At 36.2% G+C, this 22,174-nt stretch carries 25 protein-coding genes and 1 riboswitch; of the genes, 16 read left to right on the top strand and 9 right to left on the bottom strand.

What is annotated here, in order from left to right:
* Nucleotides 1–12 precede the first annotated feature (12 nt).
* The 6 genes from ACA100_RS00720 (at nt 13) to ACA100_RS00695 (ending at nt 5,330) form a co-directional block, all read left to right on the top strand.
* Nucleotides 13–912, top strand: a complete 900-nt coding sequence (locus ACA100_RS00720; RefSeq protein ID WP_481078113.1) for a LysR family transcriptional regulator — start codon at nt 13–15, stop codon at nt 910–912.
* 60 nt (nt 913–972) lie between these two features.
* Nucleotides 973–1,096, top strand: a riboswitch (FMN riboswitch).
* Nucleotides 1,097–1,183: 87 nt separating this feature from the next.
* The gene (ribD, locus tag ACA100_RS00715; RefSeq protein WP_481078112.1) at nt 1,184–2,311 is read left to right on the top strand and encodes a bifunctional diaminohydroxyphosphoribosylaminopyrimidine deaminase/5-amino-6-(5-phosphoribosylamino)uracil reductase RibD; all 1,128 of its coding nucleotides are present in this window, start codon (nt 1,184–1,186) and stop codon (nt 2,309–2,311) included.
* Nucleotides 2,311–2,937, top strand: a complete 627-nt coding sequence (locus tag ACA100_RS00710) for a riboflavin synthase (RefSeq protein ID WP_481078111.1) — start codon at nt 2,311–2,313, stop codon at nt 2,935–2,937. Before ribD ends, ACA100_RS00710 begins: the two co-directional genes overlap by 1 nt.
* Nucleotide 2,938: 1 nt before the next feature.
* Nucleotides 2,939–4,144, top strand: a complete 1,206-nt coding sequence (ribB, locus tag ACA100_RS00705) for a 3,4-dihydroxy-2-butanone-4-phosphate synthase (RefSeq protein ID WP_481078110.1) — start codon at nt 2,939–2,941, stop codon at nt 4,142–4,144.
* A gap of 55 nt (nt 4,145–4,199) precedes the next feature.
* Nucleotides 4,200–4,667: a 6,7-dimethyl-8-ribityllumazine synthase gene (ribH, locus tag ACA100_RS00700; RefSeq protein ID WP_481078109.1), complete on the top strand. Its 468-nt coding sequence runs from the start codon at nt 4,200–4,202 to the stop codon at nt 4,665–4,667.
* Nucleotides 4,668–4,691: 24 nt separating this feature from the next.
* Nucleotides 4,692–5,330: a YdcF family protein gene (locus ACA100_RS00695; protein ID WP_481078108.1), complete on the top strand. Its 639-nt coding sequence runs from the start codon at nt 4,692–4,694 to the stop codon at nt 5,328–5,330.
* Nucleotides 5,331–5,348: 18 nt separating this feature from the next.
* Here the strand turns inward: ACA100_RS00695 and ACA100_RS00690 are convergent, their stop codons facing one another.
* Both ACA100_RS00690 and ACA100_RS00685 read right to left on the bottom strand, forming a co-directional pair.
* Complete coding sequence (locus ACA100_RS00690; RefSeq protein WP_481078107.1) at nt 5,349–6,275, bottom strand: AEC family transporter; 927 nt, start codon at nt 6,273–6,275, stop codon at nt 5,349–5,351.
* A gap of 77 nt (nt 6,276–6,352) precedes the next feature.
* Nucleotides 6,353–7,051 carry a GNAT family N-acetyltransferase gene (locus tag ACA100_RS00685; protein ID WP_481078106.1) on the bottom strand — a complete coding sequence of 233 codons (699 nt, stop codon included), beginning with the start codon at nt 7,049–7,051 and terminating at the stop codon, nt 6,353–6,355.
* A gap of 176 nt (nt 7,052–7,227) precedes the next feature.
* Between ACA100_RS00685 and ACA100_RS00680 the strand changes: the two genes are divergently transcribed.
* From ACA100_RS00680 to ACA100_RS00670, 3 genes are all read left to right on the top strand, one after another.
* Nucleotides 7,228–7,824 carry a TetR/AcrR family transcriptional regulator gene (locus ACA100_RS00680; RefSeq protein ID WP_481078105.1) on the top strand — a complete coding sequence of 199 codons (597 nt, stop codon included), beginning with the start codon at nt 7,228–7,230 and terminating at the stop codon, nt 7,822–7,824.
* Nucleotides 7,825–7,917: 93 nt separating this feature from the next.
* Complete coding sequence (locus tag ACA100_RS00675; protein ID WP_481078104.1) at nt 7,918–8,556, top strand: CatA-like O-acetyltransferase; 639 nt, start codon at nt 7,918–7,920, stop codon at nt 8,554–8,556.
* 221 nt (nt 8,557–8,777) lie between these two features.
* The gene (locus ACA100_RS00670) at nt 8,778–9,677 is read left to right on the top strand and encodes an alpha/beta hydrolase (protein WP_481078103.1); all 900 of its coding nucleotides are present in this window, start codon (nt 8,778–8,780) and stop codon (nt 9,675–9,677) included.
* Nucleotides 9,678–9,746: 69 nt separating this feature from the next.
* On the opposite strand, the gene ACA100_RS00665 is transcribed toward ACA100_RS00670, so the two are convergent.
* Nucleotides 9,747–10,577 carry an AraC family transcriptional regulator gene (locus ACA100_RS00665; RefSeq protein WP_481078102.1) on the bottom strand — a complete coding sequence of 277 codons (831 nt, stop codon included), beginning with the start codon at nt 10,575–10,577 and terminating at the stop codon, nt 9,747–9,749.
* 157 nt (nt 10,578–10,734) lie between these two features.
* On the opposite strand from ACA100_RS00665, the gene ACA100_RS00660 reads away from it, so the two are divergent.
* Nucleotides 10,735–11,277: a GNAT family N-acetyltransferase gene (locus tag ACA100_RS00660; protein WP_481078101.1), complete on the top strand. Its 543-nt coding sequence runs from the start codon at nt 10,735–10,737 to the stop codon at nt 11,275–11,277.
* Nucleotides 11,278–11,359: 82 nt separating this feature from the next.
* Complete coding sequence (locus tag ACA100_RS00655; RefSeq protein ID WP_481078100.1) at nt 11,360–11,938, top strand: hypothetical protein; 579 nt, start codon at nt 11,360–11,362, stop codon at nt 11,936–11,938.
* 76 nt (nt 11,939–12,014) lie between these two features.
* On the opposite strand, the gene ACA100_RS00650 is transcribed toward ACA100_RS00655, so the two are convergent.
* The 4 genes from ACA100_RS00650 to ACA100_RS00635 are packed head-to-tail and all read right to left on the bottom strand — an operon-like array spanning nt 12,015 to nt 15,727.
* Nucleotides 12,015–13,004, bottom strand: a complete 990-nt coding sequence (locus ACA100_RS00650) for a siderophore ABC transporter substrate-binding protein (RefSeq protein WP_481078099.1) — start codon at nt 13,002–13,004, stop codon at nt 12,015–12,017.
* A 25-nt stretch (nt 13,005–13,029) separates the two neighbouring features.
* Nucleotides 13,030–13,788, bottom strand: coding sequence for an iron ABC transporter ATP-binding protein (locus ACA100_RS00645; protein ID WP_481078098.1), 759 nt, complete (start codon nt 13,786–13,788; stop codon nt 13,030–13,032).
* Nucleotides 13,788–14,774 carry an iron chelate uptake ABC transporter family permease subunit gene (locus ACA100_RS00640; RefSeq protein WP_481078097.1) on the bottom strand — a complete coding sequence of 329 codons (987 nt, stop codon included), beginning with the start codon at nt 14,772–14,774 and terminating at the stop codon, nt 13,788–13,790. The genes ACA100_RS00645 and ACA100_RS00640 overlap by 1 nt, the downstream gene beginning before the upstream one ends.
* Entirely contained in the window at nt 14,771–15,727 is a 957-nt protein-coding gene (locus ACA100_RS00635) for an ABC transporter permease (protein ID WP_481078096.1), read from the bottom strand. Before ACA100_RS00635 ends, ACA100_RS00640 begins: the two co-directional genes overlap by 4 nt.
* A gap of 163 nt (nt 15,728–15,890) precedes the next feature.
* Here ACA100_RS00635 and ACA100_RS00630 point away from each other — a divergent pair, with 163 nt between their 5' ends.
* From ACA100_RS00630 to ACA100_RS00610, 5 genes are all read left to right on the top strand, one after another.
* Nucleotides 15,891–17,249, top strand: a complete 1,359-nt coding sequence (locus ACA100_RS00630; protein ID WP_481078095.1) for a hypothetical protein — start codon at nt 15,891–15,893, stop codon at nt 17,247–17,249.
* 72 nt (nt 17,250–17,321) lie between these two features.
* Nucleotides 17,322–18,176: an EamA family transporter gene (locus tag ACA100_RS00625; protein ID WP_481078094.1), complete on the top strand. Its 855-nt coding sequence runs from the start codon at nt 17,322–17,324 to the stop codon at nt 18,174–18,176.
* Between the two features lie 226 nt (nt 18,177–18,402).
* Complete coding sequence (locus tag ACA100_RS00620; protein ID WP_481078093.1) at nt 18,403–18,747, top strand: DMT family transporter; 345 nt, start codon at nt 18,403–18,405, stop codon at nt 18,745–18,747.
* Complete coding sequence (locus ACA100_RS00615; RefSeq protein WP_481078092.1) at nt 18,740–19,171, top strand: DMT family transporter; 432 nt, start codon at nt 18,740–18,742, stop codon at nt 19,169–19,171. The genes ACA100_RS00620 and ACA100_RS00615 overlap by 8 nt, the downstream gene beginning before the upstream one ends.
* A 123-nt stretch (nt 19,172–19,294) precedes the next feature.
* Nucleotides 19,295–19,615 carry a Dabb family protein gene (locus tag ACA100_RS00610; protein WP_481078091.1) on the top strand — a complete coding sequence of 107 codons (321 nt, stop codon included), beginning with the start codon at nt 19,295–19,297 and terminating at the stop codon, nt 19,613–19,615.
* A 67-nt stretch (nt 19,616–19,682) separates the two neighbouring features.
* Here ACA100_RS00610 and ACA100_RS00605 read toward each other — a convergent pair whose 3' ends face one another.
* Together ACA100_RS00605 and ACA100_RS00600 are read right to left on the bottom strand one after the other, a co-directional pair.
* On the bottom strand, nt 19,683–20,789 hold the full coding sequence (locus tag ACA100_RS00605) for a glycerol dehydrogenase (RefSeq protein ID WP_481078090.1): 1,107 nt from the start codon (nt 20,787–20,789) through the stop codon (nt 19,683–19,685).
* Nucleotides 20,790–21,046: 257 nt separating this feature from the next.
* Nucleotides 21,047–22,108 carry a PIN domain-containing protein gene (locus ACA100_RS00600; protein WP_481078088.1) on the bottom strand — a complete coding sequence of 354 codons (1,062 nt, stop codon included), beginning with the start codon at nt 22,106–22,108 and terminating at the stop codon, nt 21,047–21,049.
* Between the last annotated feature and the right edge of the window lie 66 nt (nt 22,109–22,174).

Genomic DNA, 22,174 nt, shown 5'->3' with positions numbered 1-22,174 from the left:
AATAAATAGCGTATGAAGCCATTACAATCATTGGAGTTGGATGATATTCAAGTATTTTGTCGTGCAGCGGAGAGCATTAGTTTTACAGATGCTTCTATTTCATTGGGCGTAACGCCATCCGCTGTCAGTAAAGCGGTGCAGCGTTTAGAGAAAAAACTCAAATTGAAACTTTTTTATCGTTCTACGCGCTCTATCCGCTTAACAGAAGAAGGGCGAAGTTATTATGAAACTTGTCGAAAATCTCTTGAAAGCATTCAGGAGATAGAAAATCATCTTTTAAACAATGCGGTGCCACGTGGAACGCTGCGTATCAGCTTGCCAGATAGCTTGGCCATTAATAAGTTAATTCCTGTGATCAATGGTTTTATGGAAAAGTATGATGAAACATTGAAGATGGAAGTCTTTTTGAGCACAGCTTATGTGGATTTTATGCGAGAAGATTTTGATCTGGCGATTCGTATTGGTGATGTGACCGATTTGAGTTTAGTGGCAAGGTTATATACGAGAATTGAGCAAAAAATCGTGACATCACCAGAATATCTGCGCAAATATGGCACACCACAAACCTTGAATGATTTACATCATCATAAATGTATCGGTTTAAAGTTTCCAAGTGTTAGCACGCCAGTACCATGGAGAGTTAAGGGTGGAGAGATCTTAAATTTAGATTTTGGTATGTTATATAACGATCCATTTGGTGCAGTGATGAGCGTGATCAATGGTTATGGCATCATTCAACTGTTGGATTTTACAGTAGATCATGCAATAGAAAGTGGGGAGTTGGTTGAATTATTTCCTGAATACCGTTTAGAACCTTTGGATATTCACATTGTTTATCCTGCAACAAAATATGTACCTGCGAAAGTCAGAGCTTTCATAGATTATCTTTTTGAGCATCAAGCACTTTTATAATTCAAATGAGCAAAGTTTGATATCAAGAATTATTTGTGATAGAGTTTTTGCCATTGAAAAATTTATCTTTGGGGCAGGGTGCGAAGCAATTCAATTCCCGACCGGCGGTGATAGTCCGCGAGCGCAAGCTGATTTGGTGAAATTCCAAAACCGACAGTTATAGTCTGGATGGTAAAAGATAAATCACATCTCTATTCGCGTGCCTATGATTTGGCATGTTGTCTATTATGTGTTTTTTATGCCCCAAAATAAATCTAATGATAGAGGGCATATGAACAAGCTAACTGAATCAGATCATCAATTTTTGGAGAGAGCCATTGCATTGGCAATGATTCCTGTTGGGTCAGTTTCACCAAATCCTTATGTGGGTGCTGTCATCGTTAAAGAGGGCAATATCATTGGTGAAGGTTTTCATGCCAAATCAGGTACGGCCCATGCTGAAGTGGTAGCGATTCAAAATGCTAAAAATAATCACGAAAGCACAGTTGGTGCAACCATTTATGTTTCTTTAGAGCCTTGTTGTCATTATGGTAAAACAGGCCCTTGCACAGAAGCAATCTTGAATGCTGGCATTACAAAAGTTGTGTATGCAACGCAGGATCCGAATCCATCTGTAGCAGGCAAAGGCGAAGCTTTTCTTGTCACACATGGTATTGAAGCAGTTTGTGCAAATCTTGAATCAGCGCGTCAAATCAACAAAATATTTTTCCATAATCAGTTAACACAATCTTCATTTGTGACATTGAAAGCGGCCATGAGTTTGGATGGTAAAATTGCATCTAAATCAGGTGATTCGCAGTGGATCACAGGTAATGAAGCTCGCTTGAAAGGCCATCAATTGCGTGCAGGACATGATGCTATTTTGATTGGCAAAAAGACATTATTGAATGATGATCCAAACTTAACGGTACGAATTCCTAACCAAAATTATCCAAATCCCATTCGCGTGTTGTTGCTCCGTAATTTCAATGGCATTGAACATGCAAATTATCAATTATTTAATACAGATATTGCACCAACATGGATCATTTATCCTAAAAATCAAAGCATTCATGAGACTTTAAAGGCTGAATTAATGGCCAAAAATGTGCGTTTAATTGAGTTACAAGATGATGAAATCATTGTCGATTCAGTATTAACACAACTTTATGAAGAAAAGATCATGAGCGTGTTATTAGAAGGTGGCAGCAGTATTTATAACGCTTTTATTACAGCGCAAAAAGTGGATGAGTTTGCACTTTTTTATGGTCCTAGATTAATTGGCGATGCCAAAGCGCCAAGTTTATGGGGTCACAGCAATATTACAGATTTATCTGAAGCACCGATTTTATCCATTCATGTAACGGAAAAATTAGGCAATTCTATTTATGTACAAGCAACCTTGAAGGAGGTTGAATAATGTTTACAGGCATTATTGAAGAAGTAGGTGCCTTGCAGGCTAAACAACATCGTGGCGATGTGATTACGATTAAAATTGGCTGCAAAGCAGTTTTAGAAAACGTCAAGATTGGCGATAGCATTGCGAGCAATGGTGTTTGCTTAACAGTAACGAAATTTGATGATCATAGTTTTTGGGCAGATTTAACGCCAGAAAGCTTAAAGCGTAGCACATTTGCTACCGCTAATATTGGTAGTGCGATTAATTTAGAGCGTGCAATGTTAGCCAATAGTCGTTTAGATGGCCACATCGTTTCTGGGCATGTGGATACAATGACAACATTGCAATCTCTGCAAAAGCTTCAAAACAGTTATGTTTTGAACTTTGCTTTAGCAAGAGACTATCAAAAATTAGTGGTTGAAAAAGGTTCAATCGCAATTAATGGGATCAGCTTAACAGTGACGGATGTGACGGCGAATTCATTCAGTATCAGCGTGATTCCACACAGTTTTGAATTGACTAATCTTCATCAGTTGAAAGAAGGTAATCGTGTCAATATCGAATTTGATCAGTTGGGCAAATACATCTTGAAAGAGAAAGCGCAATCAAATTTGAGTTATGAAAAATTAGCAGAATGGGGATATTAAGATGAAAGCGATGATTCAGCGAGTAGAAGCTGCAATAGAGGCTTTGCAACGTGGTGAGATCATTATTGTAATGGATGATGAATCCCGAGAAAATGAAGGCGATATGATTGTTGCTGCGGAATATTGTTCCGATGTACATATGAACACAATGATCCGCAAAGCAGGTGGATTGGTTTGTGTACCAGTATCACGAGAGATTGCAAAGCGATTAGATCTTAATCCTATGGTTGTGAACAATCAAGATGAATATCAGACAGCTTTTACTGTGACGGTTGATTATGTGACAACGCACACAGGTATTTCTGCGGCGGAACGTGCTTTGACTTGTCGTAAATTGGCGGATATCAGTACAAAACCTGTGGATTTTAAACGTCCTGGACATATTTTTCCATTGATCGCTAAAGATGGCGGCGTTTTGGTACGCCGTGGTCATACAGAAGCATCCGTAGATTTGATGGATTTGGCAGGTTTAACGAAAGCTGCTGTCATTTGTGAGATTCTAAAAGAAGATGGCACTATGGCGCGCCATCATGATCTTGTTGAGATCAGCCAAAAAGAGAAGATGTGTTTCATTACAATTCAAGATATCGTGGATTATCGTGAATGGCTGAATATGAAGGCTCAGGGCATTGAGCCGATTAGCTCTGCACAATTACCAACAGCGTATGGTAATTTCACAATTTATACATTCCCAAACAGTGAAGGCAGTGAGCCACATATTGCATTGCGTAATGAAAACTTTGATGCGAATAAACCTTTAACAATGCGTATTCATTCAGAATGTTTAACAGGTGATATTTTCCATTCCATTAAATGTGATTGTCAGGCGCAATTGAATTTTGGTTTAGAAACTATTGCTAAAGCTGAAAATGGCATGATGATTTATCTTCGCCAAGAAGGTCGTGGCATTGGTTTAGCAGAAAAAATCCGTGCGTATGCATTGCAAGATCAAGGTCAAAATACGATCGATGCAAATTTATCTTTAGGGCATCCTGTAGATAGTCGTGATTTTACGATTGCGGTTGAAATCTTAAAGTATTTCGGACAAGAAAAAGTCAAACTCATCACGAATAATCCTGAAAAAGTCGAAGCGTTGCGTGCCAATGGCATTGAAGTGGAAGAACGCATTCCAACGCCTAAATTTGTGACTAAAGAGAATCAAGATTATTTAGCAACTAAAGCTGCTCAAATGGGACATTATTTATAGTTTTAATATTTTATTGAAGTAATTTTATTAAAAAATTTTTATTAGGAGATTCATTATGCAAATCATCGAAGGTCAGTTATCCATTCAAAACAAAAAAATTGTAATTGTTGCGGGTCGTTTTAATAGTTTGATTTCAAAGCAGTTGATTGATGGTGCTGTAGATGCATTGAAAAGACACGGTTTGAACGAAGATAATATTCAGTTGGCTTGGGTGCCAGGTGCATATGAAATTCCTTTGATTGCACAACAATTCGCGAAAAAAGCTGACATAGATGCTATCATTTGTCTCGGTGCTGTGATTCGTGGCTCAACACCACATTTTGATTTTGTTGCAAACGAAGTATCTAAAGGCATTGCGCATGTGAGCTTAGAGCAACAAAAACCAATTGCTTTTGGCGTATTAACAACAGATAGCATCGAGCAAGCTTTAGAGCGTGCGGGAACAAAAGCAGGTAATAAAGGGGCTGATGCGGCTGTGACTGTGATCGAAATGTTGAGCTTAATGGCACAGATTGAGAATTAATAGGATGTAAAAAGAGAAGGGTAAATGACAAATAATAAAAATAAAGAGCCAGTTAAACAATCATTTGCCCTTTTTTGTGTTCGCAATTTTCGGTGTGGTATTTCTCTATTGTGTCTAGCTTGTTTAACTGTCATTGTTGTTGGCAATGGCATTATTCATTCACAAGTTAAAGAGATTCATGCTGTCGATGGTGCTGATGTTGTGATTGTTTTGGGTTATCAGATCGAAGGTGATCCGTTAGTGCCCACAAAGGCATTGAAAAATCGTCTGGATATGGCTTATCAATATTGGAAAGAAGCTCCAAAAGTTAAAATCATTGTTTCTGGTGGTAAAACACAAGGCTTAGATAAAAGCGAAGCAGAAGTAATGCAAGCTTATTTGATGAAACGCGGTATTCCTAAAGAGAGTATTTTGTTGGAAGATGATTCCACACGCACAGCCCAGCAATTTATCAATTCTCAGAAGTTAATGGAAATTCACAATGCAGTGGTTGTGACTAATGATTTTCATTTACCAAGATCCTTAATGCTAGCCGCTCGTTCAGGCATTGATCATGTTTCTGGATTGGCAGCCGCAACGCCAACGGATACTCGTTCATTATTTGTGGCTTATATTCGTGAGCCATTTGCCTTGTTAAACTCTTGGTTATTTGATCATCCATAAGGATCCATTCATGAATGGCTAAGTTGGGATAGAAACATTCAATAACCACATCACAATGGGCAAGGTGATTAAGCTTAAAATCGTACTGATGAATGTTGAGCTAGAAACCAATTTAGGTTGAGTATTAAAGAATACAGCTTGTAATGTTGTATTTGCCGCAGCTGGCATTGCTGCCAACAGAATTAGAATAGTTTTGTAGGTTTCTGACAAGGGTAAATACATGACCAAACCATAAGCTAAAATTGGTGAAATTACCATTTTTACGATGAGTGATATGGATAGCTTTGGTAAATCAATTTCTCTAATTTGAATCATTGCTAATTGCATGCCCAAAATAATCATGATCAATACAATGGATGAATCACCGATCATGGAAATTGATCTCATAATCGAATCAGTCAATGGAATGTGTAATAGCTGGAAAGCAACACCTAGCAATGCTCCATAAGCAACGGGCATTTTGATCACTCTAATGAGAGCAAATTTGACAGATGAGTCGCTGTTTTGACGATCGCTGCCTTTTGCGGCATAGTAAATGCCAATTGTACTCATCACAAATTGTTGTAGCACCATTAGAATAATGGCTAAGTCAAAACCTTGTGCACCAAAGAACATTAAAACTACAGGTACACCATAATTGCCATTATTCATAAAACAGGCGCTGAGTATCATTCCGCATCGAATATTTTCAGAGTAATTCATGAGTTTTGACCAAATGCTGATGATCAGCACTAAGCCTAAACATAAGGCAAAGATATAAATGACTAAATAGAAATAATCGAAGGTGAGTTCATGGGTGTAAAAAGTTCTGAAGGCTAAAAAAGGTGACAGAACATAGAGCGACATTTTGGATAGATTTTGAATATCGAATCGCAGAACTTTTTGTGCGATGAAGCCCACAACAAAAATAGAAAATATTGGGAAAAGAATCAAAAAGAAATCCATGCTCAGCCTTTATGTAAATCTCGCTAGAAATTGCTCAAGAAAATTACAATAGCACTATCAGCATGGAAAATGTATGACTAATTCAAAATAACAGCTTTTTCCAACAGTGGTGATAAGCCTGCTGATTTTGCCAGTGCAATATCAATAGAATGATTTAGATGACAACGATATTGAGGTTCATAACCTTCTAAAATAGCATGTTGGCTAATACTACGAATGAGGCGCTTTGCATGACCTTGCTGACGAAAATTTGGCAAAGTGATAACTGTTAAATCCATAATTTTATGATGATGATCACAGGATTCCATGCTCGCTACGGCAACCAATTGATGATAGAAAAATACACCATAAACTAAATCGTGATTCAATTGGATGTTGCGTTGAGCAAACTCATCTTTAGGTAATCTTTCACAAAATGTTGCAAAGATTTTATGATCATTTTCTGTTAATTCACGAATTAAATAGAGTTTTGGTCGTGATTTTAATGTTTCGCGTTGCTGTTCTGTATAGTAAAACAATTGATCACGATTATGCCAATTGAGAATTTGCCAATTGAAATCCTTGTGAATGACGAGTGAATCAGCAAGGTTTTGTGATAATAGAATTACTTGCTTTTGACCCATCGTTAACTTTGTTGCCTGATGTTGAGGATCTAAGTTTGGATCTATAAACACTGAAAGATGATCGGATTCCAAAAGTAAGTCACACTGTTGATATTGATTGAGCCAGTAAGTCAAAATGTTCTTAGAAAAGTGGGCTTGATTCAAAGTCTGCATAGTAATTCCATCAAGGCGTTAGAAATGTTGATTAAGAATGTCTCTCAATTAAGGTTGAATAGCATATTATTTTTAGACTAAATAGTCTATCAATAAATCAAAATTTACAATTGATGCAATATAATGTGAGGTAACTTGTTAAAATAATCACGATTTGGGGAAATTAGGGTAATCAAATGATTAGGGAAAAAACTGCAAAGCAGAGGGAAAAAATGCGGCATATTTTGGATGCTGCAGTAGTTTGTTTTGCCAAAAAAGGCTTTCATTTAACAACAACAGCAGAAATTTGCAGAGAAGCTGGCATGAGTCCTGGCCATGTATTTCATTATTTTTCCAGTAAGCAGGAGATAATCGAGGCAATTGCCGTTGAAGATCGTGAAATTTTTGCAGAGCTTTTCGCAAAATATGTGGATGAAACCAAAGTCGTAGAATCCATCATCGCAATTATTAAAGGTGTGATTGAATTCATTAATATTTATCCTAATGTGGCAAGGCTATGTATAGAGATCAATGCAGAAGCCACCAGAAATCCTGAAGTGATGAGAATCTTTTTGGAGAATGAAGCCATTAATAAACAGATCATGAGTGATTTGGTGGCTATTGGTATTCAAAATGGTGAAATTGCACAAGATCTTGATGCTGATATTATCGCTGATTGGTTATTTATTCTAACGAATGGTGTTTTTTGTTATAGCGTTGCGGATCAAAGTTTTGATTGGGATGCACATACAGTATTTTTAGAAAAAATTATTCGTAAAACATTATCACCATAATTTTTGAGATCTTAATGATGAAGGAAAAGAGAGCAGTGAAGTCAGCCCTTTTAATGAAATAGATTTTTAATTATTTTTAAAAGGGCGGTAAATATGCATTACAAAAAAATTGATTTTTCCACTTGGCATCGTCAAGAGCATTTTTGCATCTATCGAAAGATAGATTGTCAATTCAGTTTAACAATAGAGTTAGATGTTTCAAATGTTGTAGCTTTTTATAAGGCGAAAAATTATAAGTTTTACCCTGTGATGATTCATTTAATCTCTCAGGCGGTGAACGAACTTTCTGCATTTAAAATGTCTTGGAAAGATGATGCGTTGATCGAATGGGATCAAGTGCATCCTGCTTATACAGTCTTTCATCCAGAAATTGAGACTTTTTCATCATTATGGACGGAATATCATGCAAGTTTATCTAACTTTATGGAAGCGTTTACAGATGATGCATTACAATATCAAAAAAACACAACGCTATCAGCTAAGCCAAATCTGCCAGATAATCACTTCAATATTTCAAGCTTGCCGTGGATTAGCTTTAAAGGATTTAACCTAAAGTTTTCAGAGGTTAAAGATTACTTTGCGCCAATATTTACTATAGGCAAATTTTATGAAATAGATGGTAAAGTTTTATTACCAATTGCGGTTCAAATGCATCATGCTGTATGTGATGGATTTCATGTGGCAAAATTACTTAAAATTTTACAAGACAAATGTGATGAATTAAATTTATAAATGACTTTATTAAAAGCCTCATTGATGCTTAATAAATGAGGTATTTTATAGCGATTAAAATAAATTTTTAAGGATTTTTCAATTTGATGATAATCAAAATGAAAGGGATTATTTAAAGATGGATTTGAATTTATTATAAAATTTCCAGTTTTTATTGAATGTCTTTCATGAAATATCTGTTTGTGACGAACGAATTATGATGAAGGATTGTAGTAGATTATATGATTAAAATTTTAATACTAATCATCTTATCTTCACTAGCAAGTACGTGGGCAACTGACATTGATGTGGATTCTGTGCCACGTAAAGATGGCAGTAACATAATTTATTATCACCATGTTATGGAAGATAATTACGATACGTTATTAGTGATTATTCAAGGTGGTGCATGTATTGCTGTACCGAAGCAGCGCGAAAGAATGAAATTATTTGAAGATTTGGATTATAAAGCAGATGTTCTGTGGGTGGAAAAATATGGTTTAACCAATGAAGGTTATGATTCCACATGTCCCATGGCTTATATTGAGAATAATTCACCATTGCAGCGTGTTAGTGATTATGTGACAGTTTTTGAGCATCTATCAGGGCAATATCAAAAGATTATTGTGTTAGGTGCACGTGAAGGTGCCGCAGTTTTGAGTTTATTGGTCGCAGATGAGAAAGTGCCAATTAATGCTGCAATTGCGATTAACAGCGGTGGTGGATCATATCCTAACGATATGCTTTGGCAAATTGAAACCATTGATCATTCGACGGCTGATGAATCGGATCATCCTGTGATTTCTAGATTTCTACAGCAAGCCAAAAGTGGAGATCTTCCAAAGGATGTGAGTTTCCACGATCATGGTTATCGTTGGTGGTATGAAATGTTGAATACTAATATGTATCAAACATTAAAAAATAGTGAAAAACCCTTGTTGTTAATACAAGGATTGGCGGATCGTCAGTTGCTCATAGAAAATCAAGAAGATGCTTATTATAAATTGATACATCGTAAAAATGTCACTGTTTATTATTATGAGCAATTGAATCACGAGCTAGCGAATAGCTTTGATCAACCTGATGTACCAAATGTTGTTAAAGATGTTCAAGCCTGGTTAAAGATGATAGATAAAGATTAAGAAAGTTGAATCTAATCTTATTGGCAATACAATTACGCAACAAATTTATAGATTATAGTGAATCTATATTCATCCAGTTTTTCGATATTGGCTCAATGAAACGCCTGTGTGCTTTTTAAAATAACGACATAAATAAGATGGATCATTGAAATTCATAGCATCTGCAATGGATTCAATGGAGTATTGTGTTTGTGTGAGCAGCCGTTTAATTTCTAAAATGACTTGTCGATCAATTAATGTTTTGGGTGCATCATTGAAATGCGATTGTGCTAATTGAGATAAGTAGTAAGGTGTAATGGATAATCGATTGGCATAAAAAGCAACCGATCGCTCTTTTTGACAATGTTCACCAATTAATGCCCAAAATCGCCAGCAAATTACTTCTTGTCGGCTATATTTTGTGGACTGTGTGTTTTTAAGATCGACTTGTGTTGCCATGACCAAGAAAAAATTTTGTAGATGATTACATAGCAGTGTTCGTGCATAAATATCACCATTTTTATGTGAAAATATGCTCTGCGTGATCCAATTCTGTATGAATGCAGCATGATTTTCATTTGCGATAAAATGAGGATGATGATGCAGATACGAAAATAATGCACTTGGTAAAACATAGGCAACTTCTGAGGCAAATGATCGTGCCATTAGACAATAAAATAGCGAAAAATCTTGGGAGTAATCATCCATAATGGCAATGGCATCATCAGATAAAAATAGTACATCGCCTTTTTGCATAGAATATTGTTTAAAGTTAATCGACATTTTTGCATTGCCAGATTGGCAAATGAATAAGTTTGCATACGGCAATTGTAATGGCGCAGGATCATATGACTGAACTGTGCTTATACCAATCCAATAATCTTGTTCAGGCTGCTTTGTAATGTTCAGTGATTGAAACATGGTATTTGTGATATTGACTATTTTTATAAGGGTTGATTATTGAATAATTTATATTAGTTGTCAAAAGTACCGAAATTACGAAAGTAAGGCTCTTATTTATCGCGTGTTTTCTCTTTAAACTGCACATAGTGATTCAATGTTAATAAAGGAGAATAGTGTGATTATCACAACAGAGCGTTTAGTATTGCGTGCATGGAAAGAATCGGATGCAGCTGCATTATATGAATATGCCAAAGATGAAAGAATTGGTCCGATTGCGGGCTGGCCAGCTCATAAAAGTGAGTCAGAAAGTTTACAGATCATCCAAGAGATTTTTATGCGCCCACACATTTTTGCTATTACATTGAAGGGCGAAGATAAAGCCATCGGTTTGATTGGTTATATGCTTGGCCGTGATGCGAATTTTACGATTGGTGATAATGATGGTGAAATCTCTTATTGGATTGGTGTGCCATATTGGGGTAAGGGCTTAGTGCCAGAAGCCACAAAAGCTATGATTGATTATGGCTTTCAACAGATTGGTTTGGATAATTTATGGTGCGGTTATTATGTGGATAATGAGCAATCGCATAAAGCACAGGCAAAATGTGGTTTTCGATATCAACGCACAGAAGAGAATGTCTATAATCCTGCAATGAATGATTATCGCAAAGAGTACATTACGCGATTAACTCGCAATGAATGGGAAAGAGCAAGCTAAAGCCAATGTTAGAAGTATTTTCAATGCTATCCTGAAATGATCTATAATTACGCCATATATGGAAACGTCAAGGAGAAACTGTATGAAAAAATTAGTATTGTTGAGTAGCTTAGCTTTCATTTGCTCTATGGCATCAGCTCAGGAAAAAGAGGGTGGTTTTAAAGAAGGTTTTAAAATGATGACAGACAGCGTGACAGAAAATGTTAAAGAAGGCTGGGATGTCACAAAAGAGAAAACAAGTGAATTATCTCAAGATGCGAAAGAAGGTTTAGAAAAAGCAAGCGATAGCATTAAAAATAAAATTGATGATATGCATTCAAGTTACAGTGTTTCTGATGCAAATACGCTGAAAAAATACTTAACTGTGGAAGTGAAAAGTGCAAAAGTGATTGAAAATAATCAATTTGCAGTGACAGTTTTGTTGAAAAATGCGATGAATAAACCTGTTAAATTCGATGGCATTATGGGCAAAACGGATTTAATTGTACTGAATGATGAAGGTATTGCTCATTTTGCAACCAATGAAACTTTTACAGAAAGCAGAGCATTGGTTGTACCTTCAAATGCAGGCATTAAAGTAACTTGGACATTTAAAGATGCGGATAGTCAACCAGTTACATTGCGTTTATTTGGTGTGAACTTTCCATTAGCTGCTCAATAAAAATTGGCTATTTGCTGATTGAATGAGTAAAAGCCTCTGAATTTCAGAGGCTTTTTCTATTTAGGGCTGAGTAATATTATTGCGCTAATGCTTTTTTGATGTCATCAACCATTGATTGTGTTGATTTCAATCCACCGCCAGACAAATACCAAACGTTAGGATCTAAATAAACGATCTTGCCATTTTTGAATGCTTGAGTATTTTTCACTAAATCATTTTCAATCAAATCCTTAGCTGCTGTTTCGCTATTACCCACAACGGCACTACGATCGATGACGAAAATGTATTCAGGATCTAAGTTCATCACATATTCAAATGTGATGTTTTGACCATGACGAGAAACTTCAATTTTATCATCCGCTGGTTTGAAACCTAAAGTATCATGGATAAAGCCAAAACGTGAGCCTGGACCATAAGCGCTGATTTTGCCATCATTTGCTAAGACAATGAGCGCTCTATCTGACATATCTTTTGTTTGTGTTTTGATTGCTTCGATTTGAGCTTTCAAGTCATCCAATTGTGCTTTTGCAGTATCTTCTTTCTCGAATAATTTACCTAAAGCGATTGTATGATCTTCTAAAGAAGTCATGTAGTTATTGATATCGATATTGAAGTTTACGCTTGGTGCAATTTCAGAGAATTGGTCGTATAAATTCACTTGGCGATCTGATAATACAATAAAATCAGGTTTTGCTTTGTAAACTGCCTCAAAATCAGGTTCTTTCAATCCACCGAAATCAGTGTATTTTGCATCTTTATATTTGGATAAATAAGCAGGAATATTTGCTTTTGGAATACCGATAACATCAACACCTAAAGCTTCTAATGTATCCAATGAGCCAAAGTCAAATGCCACAACGCGTTGAGGATTCATATTCACAGTTGTTTCACCAGCATTATGCTTGATTGTCATTGTTGCTGGTTTAGCTTCAGTTGTTGCAGAAGTTGTTGATTGTGTTTCTGATGTTGCAGTGGTTGCTGTTGCCTCAGCTGGTTGATCGTTTCCACATGCTGCTAATAAGAGAACTAACGTTGAAGCGAGTGCCGCTTTTTTAAATGACTTCATTCTAACTCCTTGAAAAATTCGGATTTTAAGAAAAATAGACGCAAATGCGTTGATCATTGATTAACTGTATCGGTATCTCCATGTCGTAAATATCTTTTAAGACATGAGAGTCGATAATTCTCCCTGTTTCTCCCTCATGAGCGAGTGCGCCATCTTTGAGGGCTATTATGTGATCGGAATAACACGATGCAAAGTTGATGTCATGAATCACAACGACAATCGTTTTATTCTTTTCGCGCACTAATTTTTGTAACACTCGCATAATTTCTACAGAATGTTTCATATCTAAGTTATTCAGAGGTTCATCTAAAAAGATGACATCAGTATTTTGTGCAACCACCATTGCTATGAAAGCACATTGTCTCTGTCCGCCACTTAATTCACCAATATATTTATTCTGAATGTGGCTTAAGCCCATATATTCAATTGCTTGATCAATATAGTGCTGATCTTCTTTGGTGATACGGCCTTTGCAATGAGGAAAACGGCCAAAAGAGACGAGCTCTTTCACTGTAATGCGAAGATTTAAATGGTTAGCTTGCTTAAGAATGGAAATTTTTTGTGCTAAAAGATCATTATTCCAGTCTTTAATATTTTGGCCATCGATGATGATTTCACCTTGATCTGGCGATGCTAATCGACTCATCATACCCAATAATGTGCTTTTTCCTGCGCCATTGGGTCCAATCAATGAAGTGATTTTATTGGAAGGAATTGTGATGGAAACATTATCAACGACTTTGCGTTGACCATAGGATTTGGATACATTCTTAACTTCTACCATTATTTGCTTCCTCGTAATAGTAAATAGATAAAGTAAATTCCACCGATGAAATTAATGATGACGGATAAAGTGGTGGAAAAAGTAAAAATTCGCTCAACAATCATCTGGCCGATGGCCAATGAGATAATGCTGACTAAGATCGAGCCAATGATTAAGACAGAGTGTTTATAAGTTCTAAAGATTTCATAGGTGAGATTAACGACGAGTAAGCCTAAAAATGTGATTGGTCCGACTAATGCTGTCGATAATGCTGTTAAAATTGCCACAACAAATAGCGAAACTTTAACGACAGTTTGATAAGAAACGCCAAGATTGACAGATTGATCTCTGCCTAAAGATAGGACATCTAAATAGCGAAGGAAGGGAAGGAAGGCGATGAATGTAACGACTAAAAGCCCGAAAGACCAAACAATCAGTTTGACTTGAACATTATTAAAACTTGCGAACATCTTATCTTGTGCAATTAAGAATTCGTTAGGATCAATTAATACTTGCATAAATGTGGATAAACTATTGAATAGTGCACCCATGATGATGCCCATTAACAATAGAAAATAGACAGAGCGACCTTCTTTTCCGAGCATTAATTTAAATAGAATGGCTGAGAATAATACCAATGTACCAACAGAGATAAAGAACATCCATTCATTGCTGATCATCGCATAGTTGCGCCCGCCAAGCATGAATATTAAAACGGTTTGTACTAAAAGAAATAGCCAATCTAAGCCAATAATATTAGGCGTTAGAATACGATTATGTGTCACAGTTTGGAAAATCACAGTGGAGAATGCAATAGCACTACCAGCAATGATCATTGCTGCTATTTTTTGACTGCGTTTATTGAAAGCATAAGCAGCATCTTCTGTGAATTTATCCCAATCAGTGAAGAGATATTGCCACTGTAAATCGAGTTTAAACAATAGAAAGAATGTGACGCTTACGAATGTTAAACCTAATAAAATAAGGAGTTTGGTGCGATTACTCATGATGTTGATGCCTTTTTAAAGAGTAACCAAACAAATAGTGTGCTGCCTAAAATACCAATTGTTACACTGATTGGGATTTCTGCTGGGGCGATTAAAATACGGCCAATGATGTCACAAGCGAGAATGATAATAGCGCCTAATAAAGCAGTGTAGGGCAGAGTATCACGTAGGTTGTCACCACGATAAAGGGATACGATGTTTGGGACAATTAAGCCTAAAAATGGAATCATGCCCACAGTTAGAATCACACAAGCTGTGATCATTGCCACAATGGCTAAACCGATATTGATCACTTGTTGATATTTTAAACCTAAATTTTTGGCAAAATCCTCGCCCATGCCAGCAATAGAAAATTGGTTTGCGTAGAGATAAGCAATGATCATGAGTGGAATGGAGAGATACATTAATTCGTAACGGCCCGCTAAAACCATTGAGAAATCGCCCATTAACCAAGATGAAATGTTTTGAATTAAGTCATGTTTGTAAGCGATGAATGTTGCGATTGAGCTGATAATTCCACCGAACATTAAGCCAACTAATGGCACAAAAACCACATCTTTATAACGAATATGATTCAGTATTTTCATGAAAATGAATGTGCCTAATAATGAGAAAATGAAGGCTAAAGACATTTTGACGAGTAAACCAGAACTTGCAAATAACAGCATGGAAATGAGAATGCCAAGTTTTGCAGATTCCATTGTGCCCGCCGTTGTTGGCGAAACAAAGGAGTTTTGGCTAAGTTTCTGCATGATTAAACCCGCGATGCTCAAACTTGCGCCTGCAATCAATATAGTGATCAAGCGCGGTACGCGGCTGACTAAGAATACTTGTAGCTGTCTTTCAGTTAATTCTAAACGTAGTACTTCACCCACAGAGATGTTTGTGTCGCCAACAAATAGAGAAATCACAGATAATGTAATAAGTATGAGAAAAAGATGCCATTTCCTCATGCTAATCAATGTCCTTCATAAATGAAACTCATGCACGAATGATAATCATTGTATTTTACATGATATTTATCTTTTTCATAGATGTTTAGCGATATTCGCTGCGAGAAACATGTAGAATGTAAACTTGGGTGGCTGTATATAATCAATAATAAAAAGGCAGATTATGTTGAATCAACAAATTCTTGTAATGCTCATTTGTCTAGCACTGAAGGCACCAATATTTGCTGAAGTTTATCCGCATAAAATTAAAAATTTACCTAAAGAACAAGCTGAATTTTATGAAATTCCTAAGCTTCAAGCTCAGGATCTTGAGCAAAATTTATACGCTTGGGGATTGGGCATAAGTTCCCCAAAAGAGAATTATTATGAAATTGGGCAAGCGCTTGCTCATGCTAATTATCAATTGGGTATTAGAATGCAGTTAGATGAATTGAGTACATGGCAGGCAAAACAGAAGGCCAAAAGAATCTATGATTATTTAAGTGAGGATGAACAGCTTTTAAAATTCATTAATCCATTCATCCAGATTAATGGTAAAAAGCGGATTAATATGTGTAATCGTTATGATGATCAAGGTTGTATTCAAGAAACTATTGGCAATTCTGATCAAATTTCTGCGCTGAATAGAGACAATTCTGTATTGCAAAAGCGTTATGAAGCTATTCCACAGAACATCAAACAATCTATAGGTTATATTCATCCTTATAGTTATCCAATTGCGGCTTTTCCAGACATTGGCACTATTTTAAGTTTGTTAGATCTAGATTTAGCCAATGCTGTGATTGATTTGTCTAATGGGCAGAAAATGCGAGGAATAGAACGATTAGAAAGAATCAGCTTTTTTGCCAATTTGTCACACAGTGGAACATTAACATTGCCTTCAATGCAGTTAAATATTCAACAAGCTTTGAATCAAACAATCAATGGATTATTGGATGAAAAATTGTTGGATCCTAATGATGAAGTATTGGAGCGATTATATGAATTAGATATTGATCGCTTTGATCAAAAATTTCGTGATGCTTTGAAATGGCAAGCGAAATACATGATGCAAAACAATTTATTTCTCTATCAGGATTATAAAGAGAACTTGATGGAGATAAAAGCTGATGATGTGATCAGCTTGGAGGATGATCTGATCATCGCGGGTTTATTTTATAAGCGTTATAAAGCATATGAAGCCGCATTAGATGAAATGACATTGGAGCCCAATAGTTTTCATCAAGTCACTTTACACGTCGAACATTTGCCATTCAATATTACATTAACATCGCCTTATGAATATTTAATGCAGGCGAAGTATCAAAAAGCGTATGAAAAATTATTGCGTGTAAAGATCAAAATTTTGAAAGGTGAATCTTTTGAAGAGGATGATGAGATTAAACGAGATCAAGAAAAATCACGATTATATATAGAGTTTAAAGAGAAAGCAGAAGAAGGTGCACCAACATTGCCACAATCTATGCGTTGGTTTAATAAAGATCGCCGATTTTTAGAGCGTTTAGAGGTTGATATTCCTTAGTTTAAATAGTAAGTTGTGAGTTTCGCCCAATTGTTGGGTATCACTTTTCTCATCGTTATCAAAGTTGTTGTTATGGAAAATAAAGAATCTTTCGCATCTTGGGCGGTTGCTGTGTTTATGTTAGCAGTGATCACTGTTCAAATGGGCGCAGTATTTGCTAAAAAATTGTTTGAATTGGTTGGTGCAGAAGGTGCAACTTCTTTGCGTTTGGGGTTTGCTGCATTGATTTTATTGGTGGTATTTAAACCTTGGCGAATTGATTTTAAAAAAGGCAATATCAAGAACTTTTTGGTTTATGGTTTAGCTTTAGGGGCGATGAATTTTTTCTTTTATAACGCATTGAAAGAGATTCCTATTGGTATTGCGGTTGGCATTGAATTTATTGGTCCATTGTCTGTGGCGCTGTTTTATTCACGTCGACCGATAGATTTTATTTGGATTGCTTTAGTCATAGTTGGATTAATTTTATTATTACCGCTTGGCGATGAAGTGGATAATGTGAATTTCAAAGGTGTATTATTCGCATTGATTGCTGGTTTTTGGTGGGCTATTTATATTATTTTTGGTAGAAAAGTGGGTAAAGATTATGGTTTGCCTATAGTTTCTGCGGGTATGATTGTTGGGGCAATTTTATTTGCACCCATTGGATTATTGACCGAAGGTAGTTATTTGTTCACACCAACAGTTTTAATGTTGGGCATTGCTGCAGCACTTTTATCATCAGCCATTCCATTTGCATTGGAGTTGATTGCAATGACTCATATTCCTGCCAAAACTTATGGAATGTTAAGCAGTGCGGAACCTGCTGTAGGTGCTTTATTTGGTATTCTCTTTTTAAGTGAACATCTTTTTGCCATTCAATGGGGCGGATTGGTTGCAATTATTGTGGCTTCTATTGGCGCAACATTAACAGCACGCGGGCGATAACAGATAGTTAACCGTATTAATAATATATTGGATAATTGCCTTGACCAAATGTGGGCGGGCGGTTAACATATTCGCGTGTTCCACTACCAATTATTCTATGCCTGTTATACACAAAGATAACACCACACATTTTTTAACTTCTTATTTTTTATTGCTACTCCATTAGCGTCTTTATCTTTCAGTTACTAAAAATCATTATTTAAATTAAGAAAGATAGAGGATTATCATGTTTAATAAAGCTTGGATTTATGTTGGGCTCACAAGTGTGTTTGAGCTCATTTGGCTGTATGGCTTTAATCGCGCTGAAACACCATTTGAGTGGGCAATTGTCATTGGGTTTATCGTATTAGATCTCAATTTTTTAGCAAAAGCTTGTCAATATTTAGCCGCTGGCACTGTTTATGCTGTGTTTGCAGCTACAGGCACAGTTGGAACGATCTTAATGGACACATTCGTATTAGGCACTAGCATTTCTGTTGGAATGATGGCATGTATGGCTTTAATTTTGATCGGTGTCATTGGTTTGAACTTATCTGATCCATCATCAGATGAGGAGGAAAGCCATGGATAATTATCAAAGTATGATCGGCTGGGGCTTGGTTGCCTTAGCCATTTTAGCTGAAATGATCGGTATATTTGGTTTGAGTTTATATAGCCGAGGTAAAACGATCGTAAATACACTTTTATATTTCGGTGGTTTAGCTGCATCATTCGTAGCGCTGTACTTTTCATTTAAATATCTACCTGTGAGTATTGCTTATACTGTATTAACGGGTGTTGGTACTGCCGCAGCTGTTGCTATCAATATTATGTTTTTCAATGAATCGAAAGATATTAAACGATTGCTCAGCTTGGCTTTGATCATTGCTGGTGTTTGTGGTTTGAAACTACTATATACAGAAGATGATGCAAACGCTACAAATGCTATGCAACAAGAACATACGGTGAATGCAGCAACATCATCGCATGTTTTGATTGAGAAAAGCGGTGCATAGCTCTCATTATTAATGAAATATTAAGTCTAAAATGAAACCACTCATTATTTTGAGTGGTTTTTTATTGTATATGGCATATATTAAATGAGTTATTTTATTATTCATTATTATCAAGGAAAGACTATGATCAAACATATTGTATTGGTGCGTTTTGCTAAATATGTGACAGCGCAAGAAATTGAAACAGTATTTAAGAAAATTGGTGCGCTGGAATCTGTATTGCCAACAATGAAATCATTTGATTATGGTAAGTATCATGGTTCAGCTGAGCGCCATAAAGGGTTTGATTATGCTTTTTATATGGTCTTTGATGATGCAAAAGAGCGTGATGAATATTTAGTTCATCCTGAGCATGTGAAAGTTGGTGCAGAGTTAAGAGCATTGTTAGATCAAGAGGGTACAGATTCATTTATGGCATTTGATTATGAAGTGAATACGATATAAATTTCTCTATAAAATAAACATGCCCGAATGAATCGGGCATGTTTGCTAACTTAGAAATTTTGTAATTTTACTCATTTAACCATGCACGGCCAAGTTTGTCAGCGGTAATGATTGCTGCGTAAACATCTTGTGCTGTGATTTCAAAAGGCATGTTGTGAATAGTTTCACCTTGAGCACAACTGAGTTCTGCAACAGCTTTGAGTTTGTCATGATAGTTGGGTGCAGTTGCCTCAAATCCCAATTGAGCAATGGTTACAGGCAAACCAACTTGTGTGCAGAAATCTAAAACTTCATCGATTTCATCCAGTGGTGCATTTTCTAATACCAATTGTACCAATGTACCAAAGGCAACTTTTTCACCGTGATACATGCCGTGGCACTCTTCGATCACAGTAAAGCCATTATGGATTGCATGAGCCGCTGCTAAACCTGCGCTTTCAAAACCTAAGCCACTTAATAATGTATTGGCTTCGATTACATTTTCTAAGGCTTTTGTGCTGACTTTACCTTCTGCGGCTAATTTTGCCTTATAGCCTTCTGCCAATAATGTTTCATAGCATAAAGTTGCTAGTGACATTGCTGCGAGCGTGCTAGAACCACCTGCCATTGTTGTTTTTGAAGCATCTGAACATGCGCGAGCTTCAAAATATGTCGCTAATGCATCGCCCATTCCTGCGACTAATAAACGTGTTGGTGCATTAGCAATGATCGTTGTATCCATGATGACAACATCAGGGTTTTTAGGATAAATGAGATAGCTTTCAAACTCGCCGTGATCTGTATAAATTACAGACAATGCACTTGTTGGGGCATCTGTTGAAGCAATTGTTGGAACAATCACGATTGGTAAATGAGCATAGAATGCGACTGCTTTTGCTGCATCTAAAGTTTTACCGCCGCCAATCCCTATAACGATTGTTGCACCACTTTGTTTTAAAAGTTCACCCAAACGATTGATCTCATTTTGAGAGCATTCACCTTGGAAGATCGCTTCATTGAATTTCACATCGCCTTGCTTAAAGCTTTTCGTGATGATCTCTTCAACTAATCCAAATACAAAATGATCTGCGATCACAAATGCATGGTCAGCTAAAGGTTTAACATGTTCTGCTAAATGATGAAGTGCATCTGGGCCTTGAATGTACTTACCTGGGGATTGCATTACTTTTAACATGGAGATCTCCTTACATTGATAAAACAAAGTGATTAAGAAACTCTTTTCAAGAACAGTATAACCATTCGCAATAGGATGATGGTTTGATATATGTCACAAACCGATAACATAGATAAACAGAGGGCTGTATAGATATTTTGCTATTTTCCTTCATAAGGATTATCGCTTGTAATGATCAATAAAACCATCTTTATTTTGCCATGTAATGGAACTTTGGGTATGTATTATATGTTTATCTCGAAAATGCTTAGTTTAGGCTAAATTGATAGCTGATTGTTTTTGCGTAATCGTTTTAGAATGTCTTGCGCCTCATCATTTGTGCATTTTGTCCAAGATTTAATGGAGGCAATGTATTTTTCTTCAGTAGTAGGGCGGCTGCGTTCATTAATTTTATTTAAAATCTTTTGACACTTTTCATAATTTTGATTCAACAATGGCGATGTCACTGCTGCTTGATAACTCACAGAACCCGCATGAATGGATATTGTTTTGGCGAGTTGTAGGTATTGAATCACATCATCTGTTGTGAGTTTGGATAGATTATCTTTTTGTGTAATCACAGAACTCTCAATCACCGCTTTAAGGCTTTTTTCCTTTGAAGGGCGATTGGCTTTGCTGAAAATATTTTGAATTTGCTGTTCCATTTTGGGTGATAGAACTTGTGTGATCTGCTTTTTAATTGATTGCGCCGCTTGGGGTGATGATTGAACAGGCAGGGAATAACTTACTTGAGTTTGTGTGATCGTAAAAAATCCCAATGATTCTAAATGCGCTAAGAAATCTGTGATGTCAGGTAAATCATCACTGGATTGCCTGCCAAATACAGCACTACTTTTAATCAAGTTAATGAGTTTTTCTTTATGCTTCGGGCGATTGCTTCTTGATAGCGCTGTTTTAGCTAGTTTGACCAATTCAGGATTAATATCACGATCACTGATATTTTTCTCTTTGATTAATACTTGATTTCGCGTTCTCGATATTCGATCAATGTGTTTGCCAAGTTCTGTTAAATGATCAATCAATGGATCGTAACCTTTATCATTGGAAATAATATGAAAACTCAATGTTTCATCATTCGATAATTTGCCAATGTAATATGAGATAAAAAAATCTAAAGCATTATTGGCAGATTCTTTGAGTTGTACGATATGCAATCTCTGACCTAACTCAATGGCAGTTTTGAGCCAAAAAGCAGGGAAGTTATTCTGATGAGCGCCATGAAAGAGATAAATTTCGCAATTATCATCAATGAATTCATCGAGTTCATCTTCTGTGGATTGGAGATTTTCAAAATCTAAAAAGTATATATTTTTTCTCATATTTTATAGTTATACATTAAAACAAATCCCGATAGCTAAGATCGGGATTGTATTTATTTATGGAAA

Source organism: Wohlfahrtiimonas sp. XWW7 (genome assembly GCF_056716055.1).
Note: the sequence above shows the minus strand (reverse complement) of the source record. Positions and strands in the feature narration are given on the sequence as shown.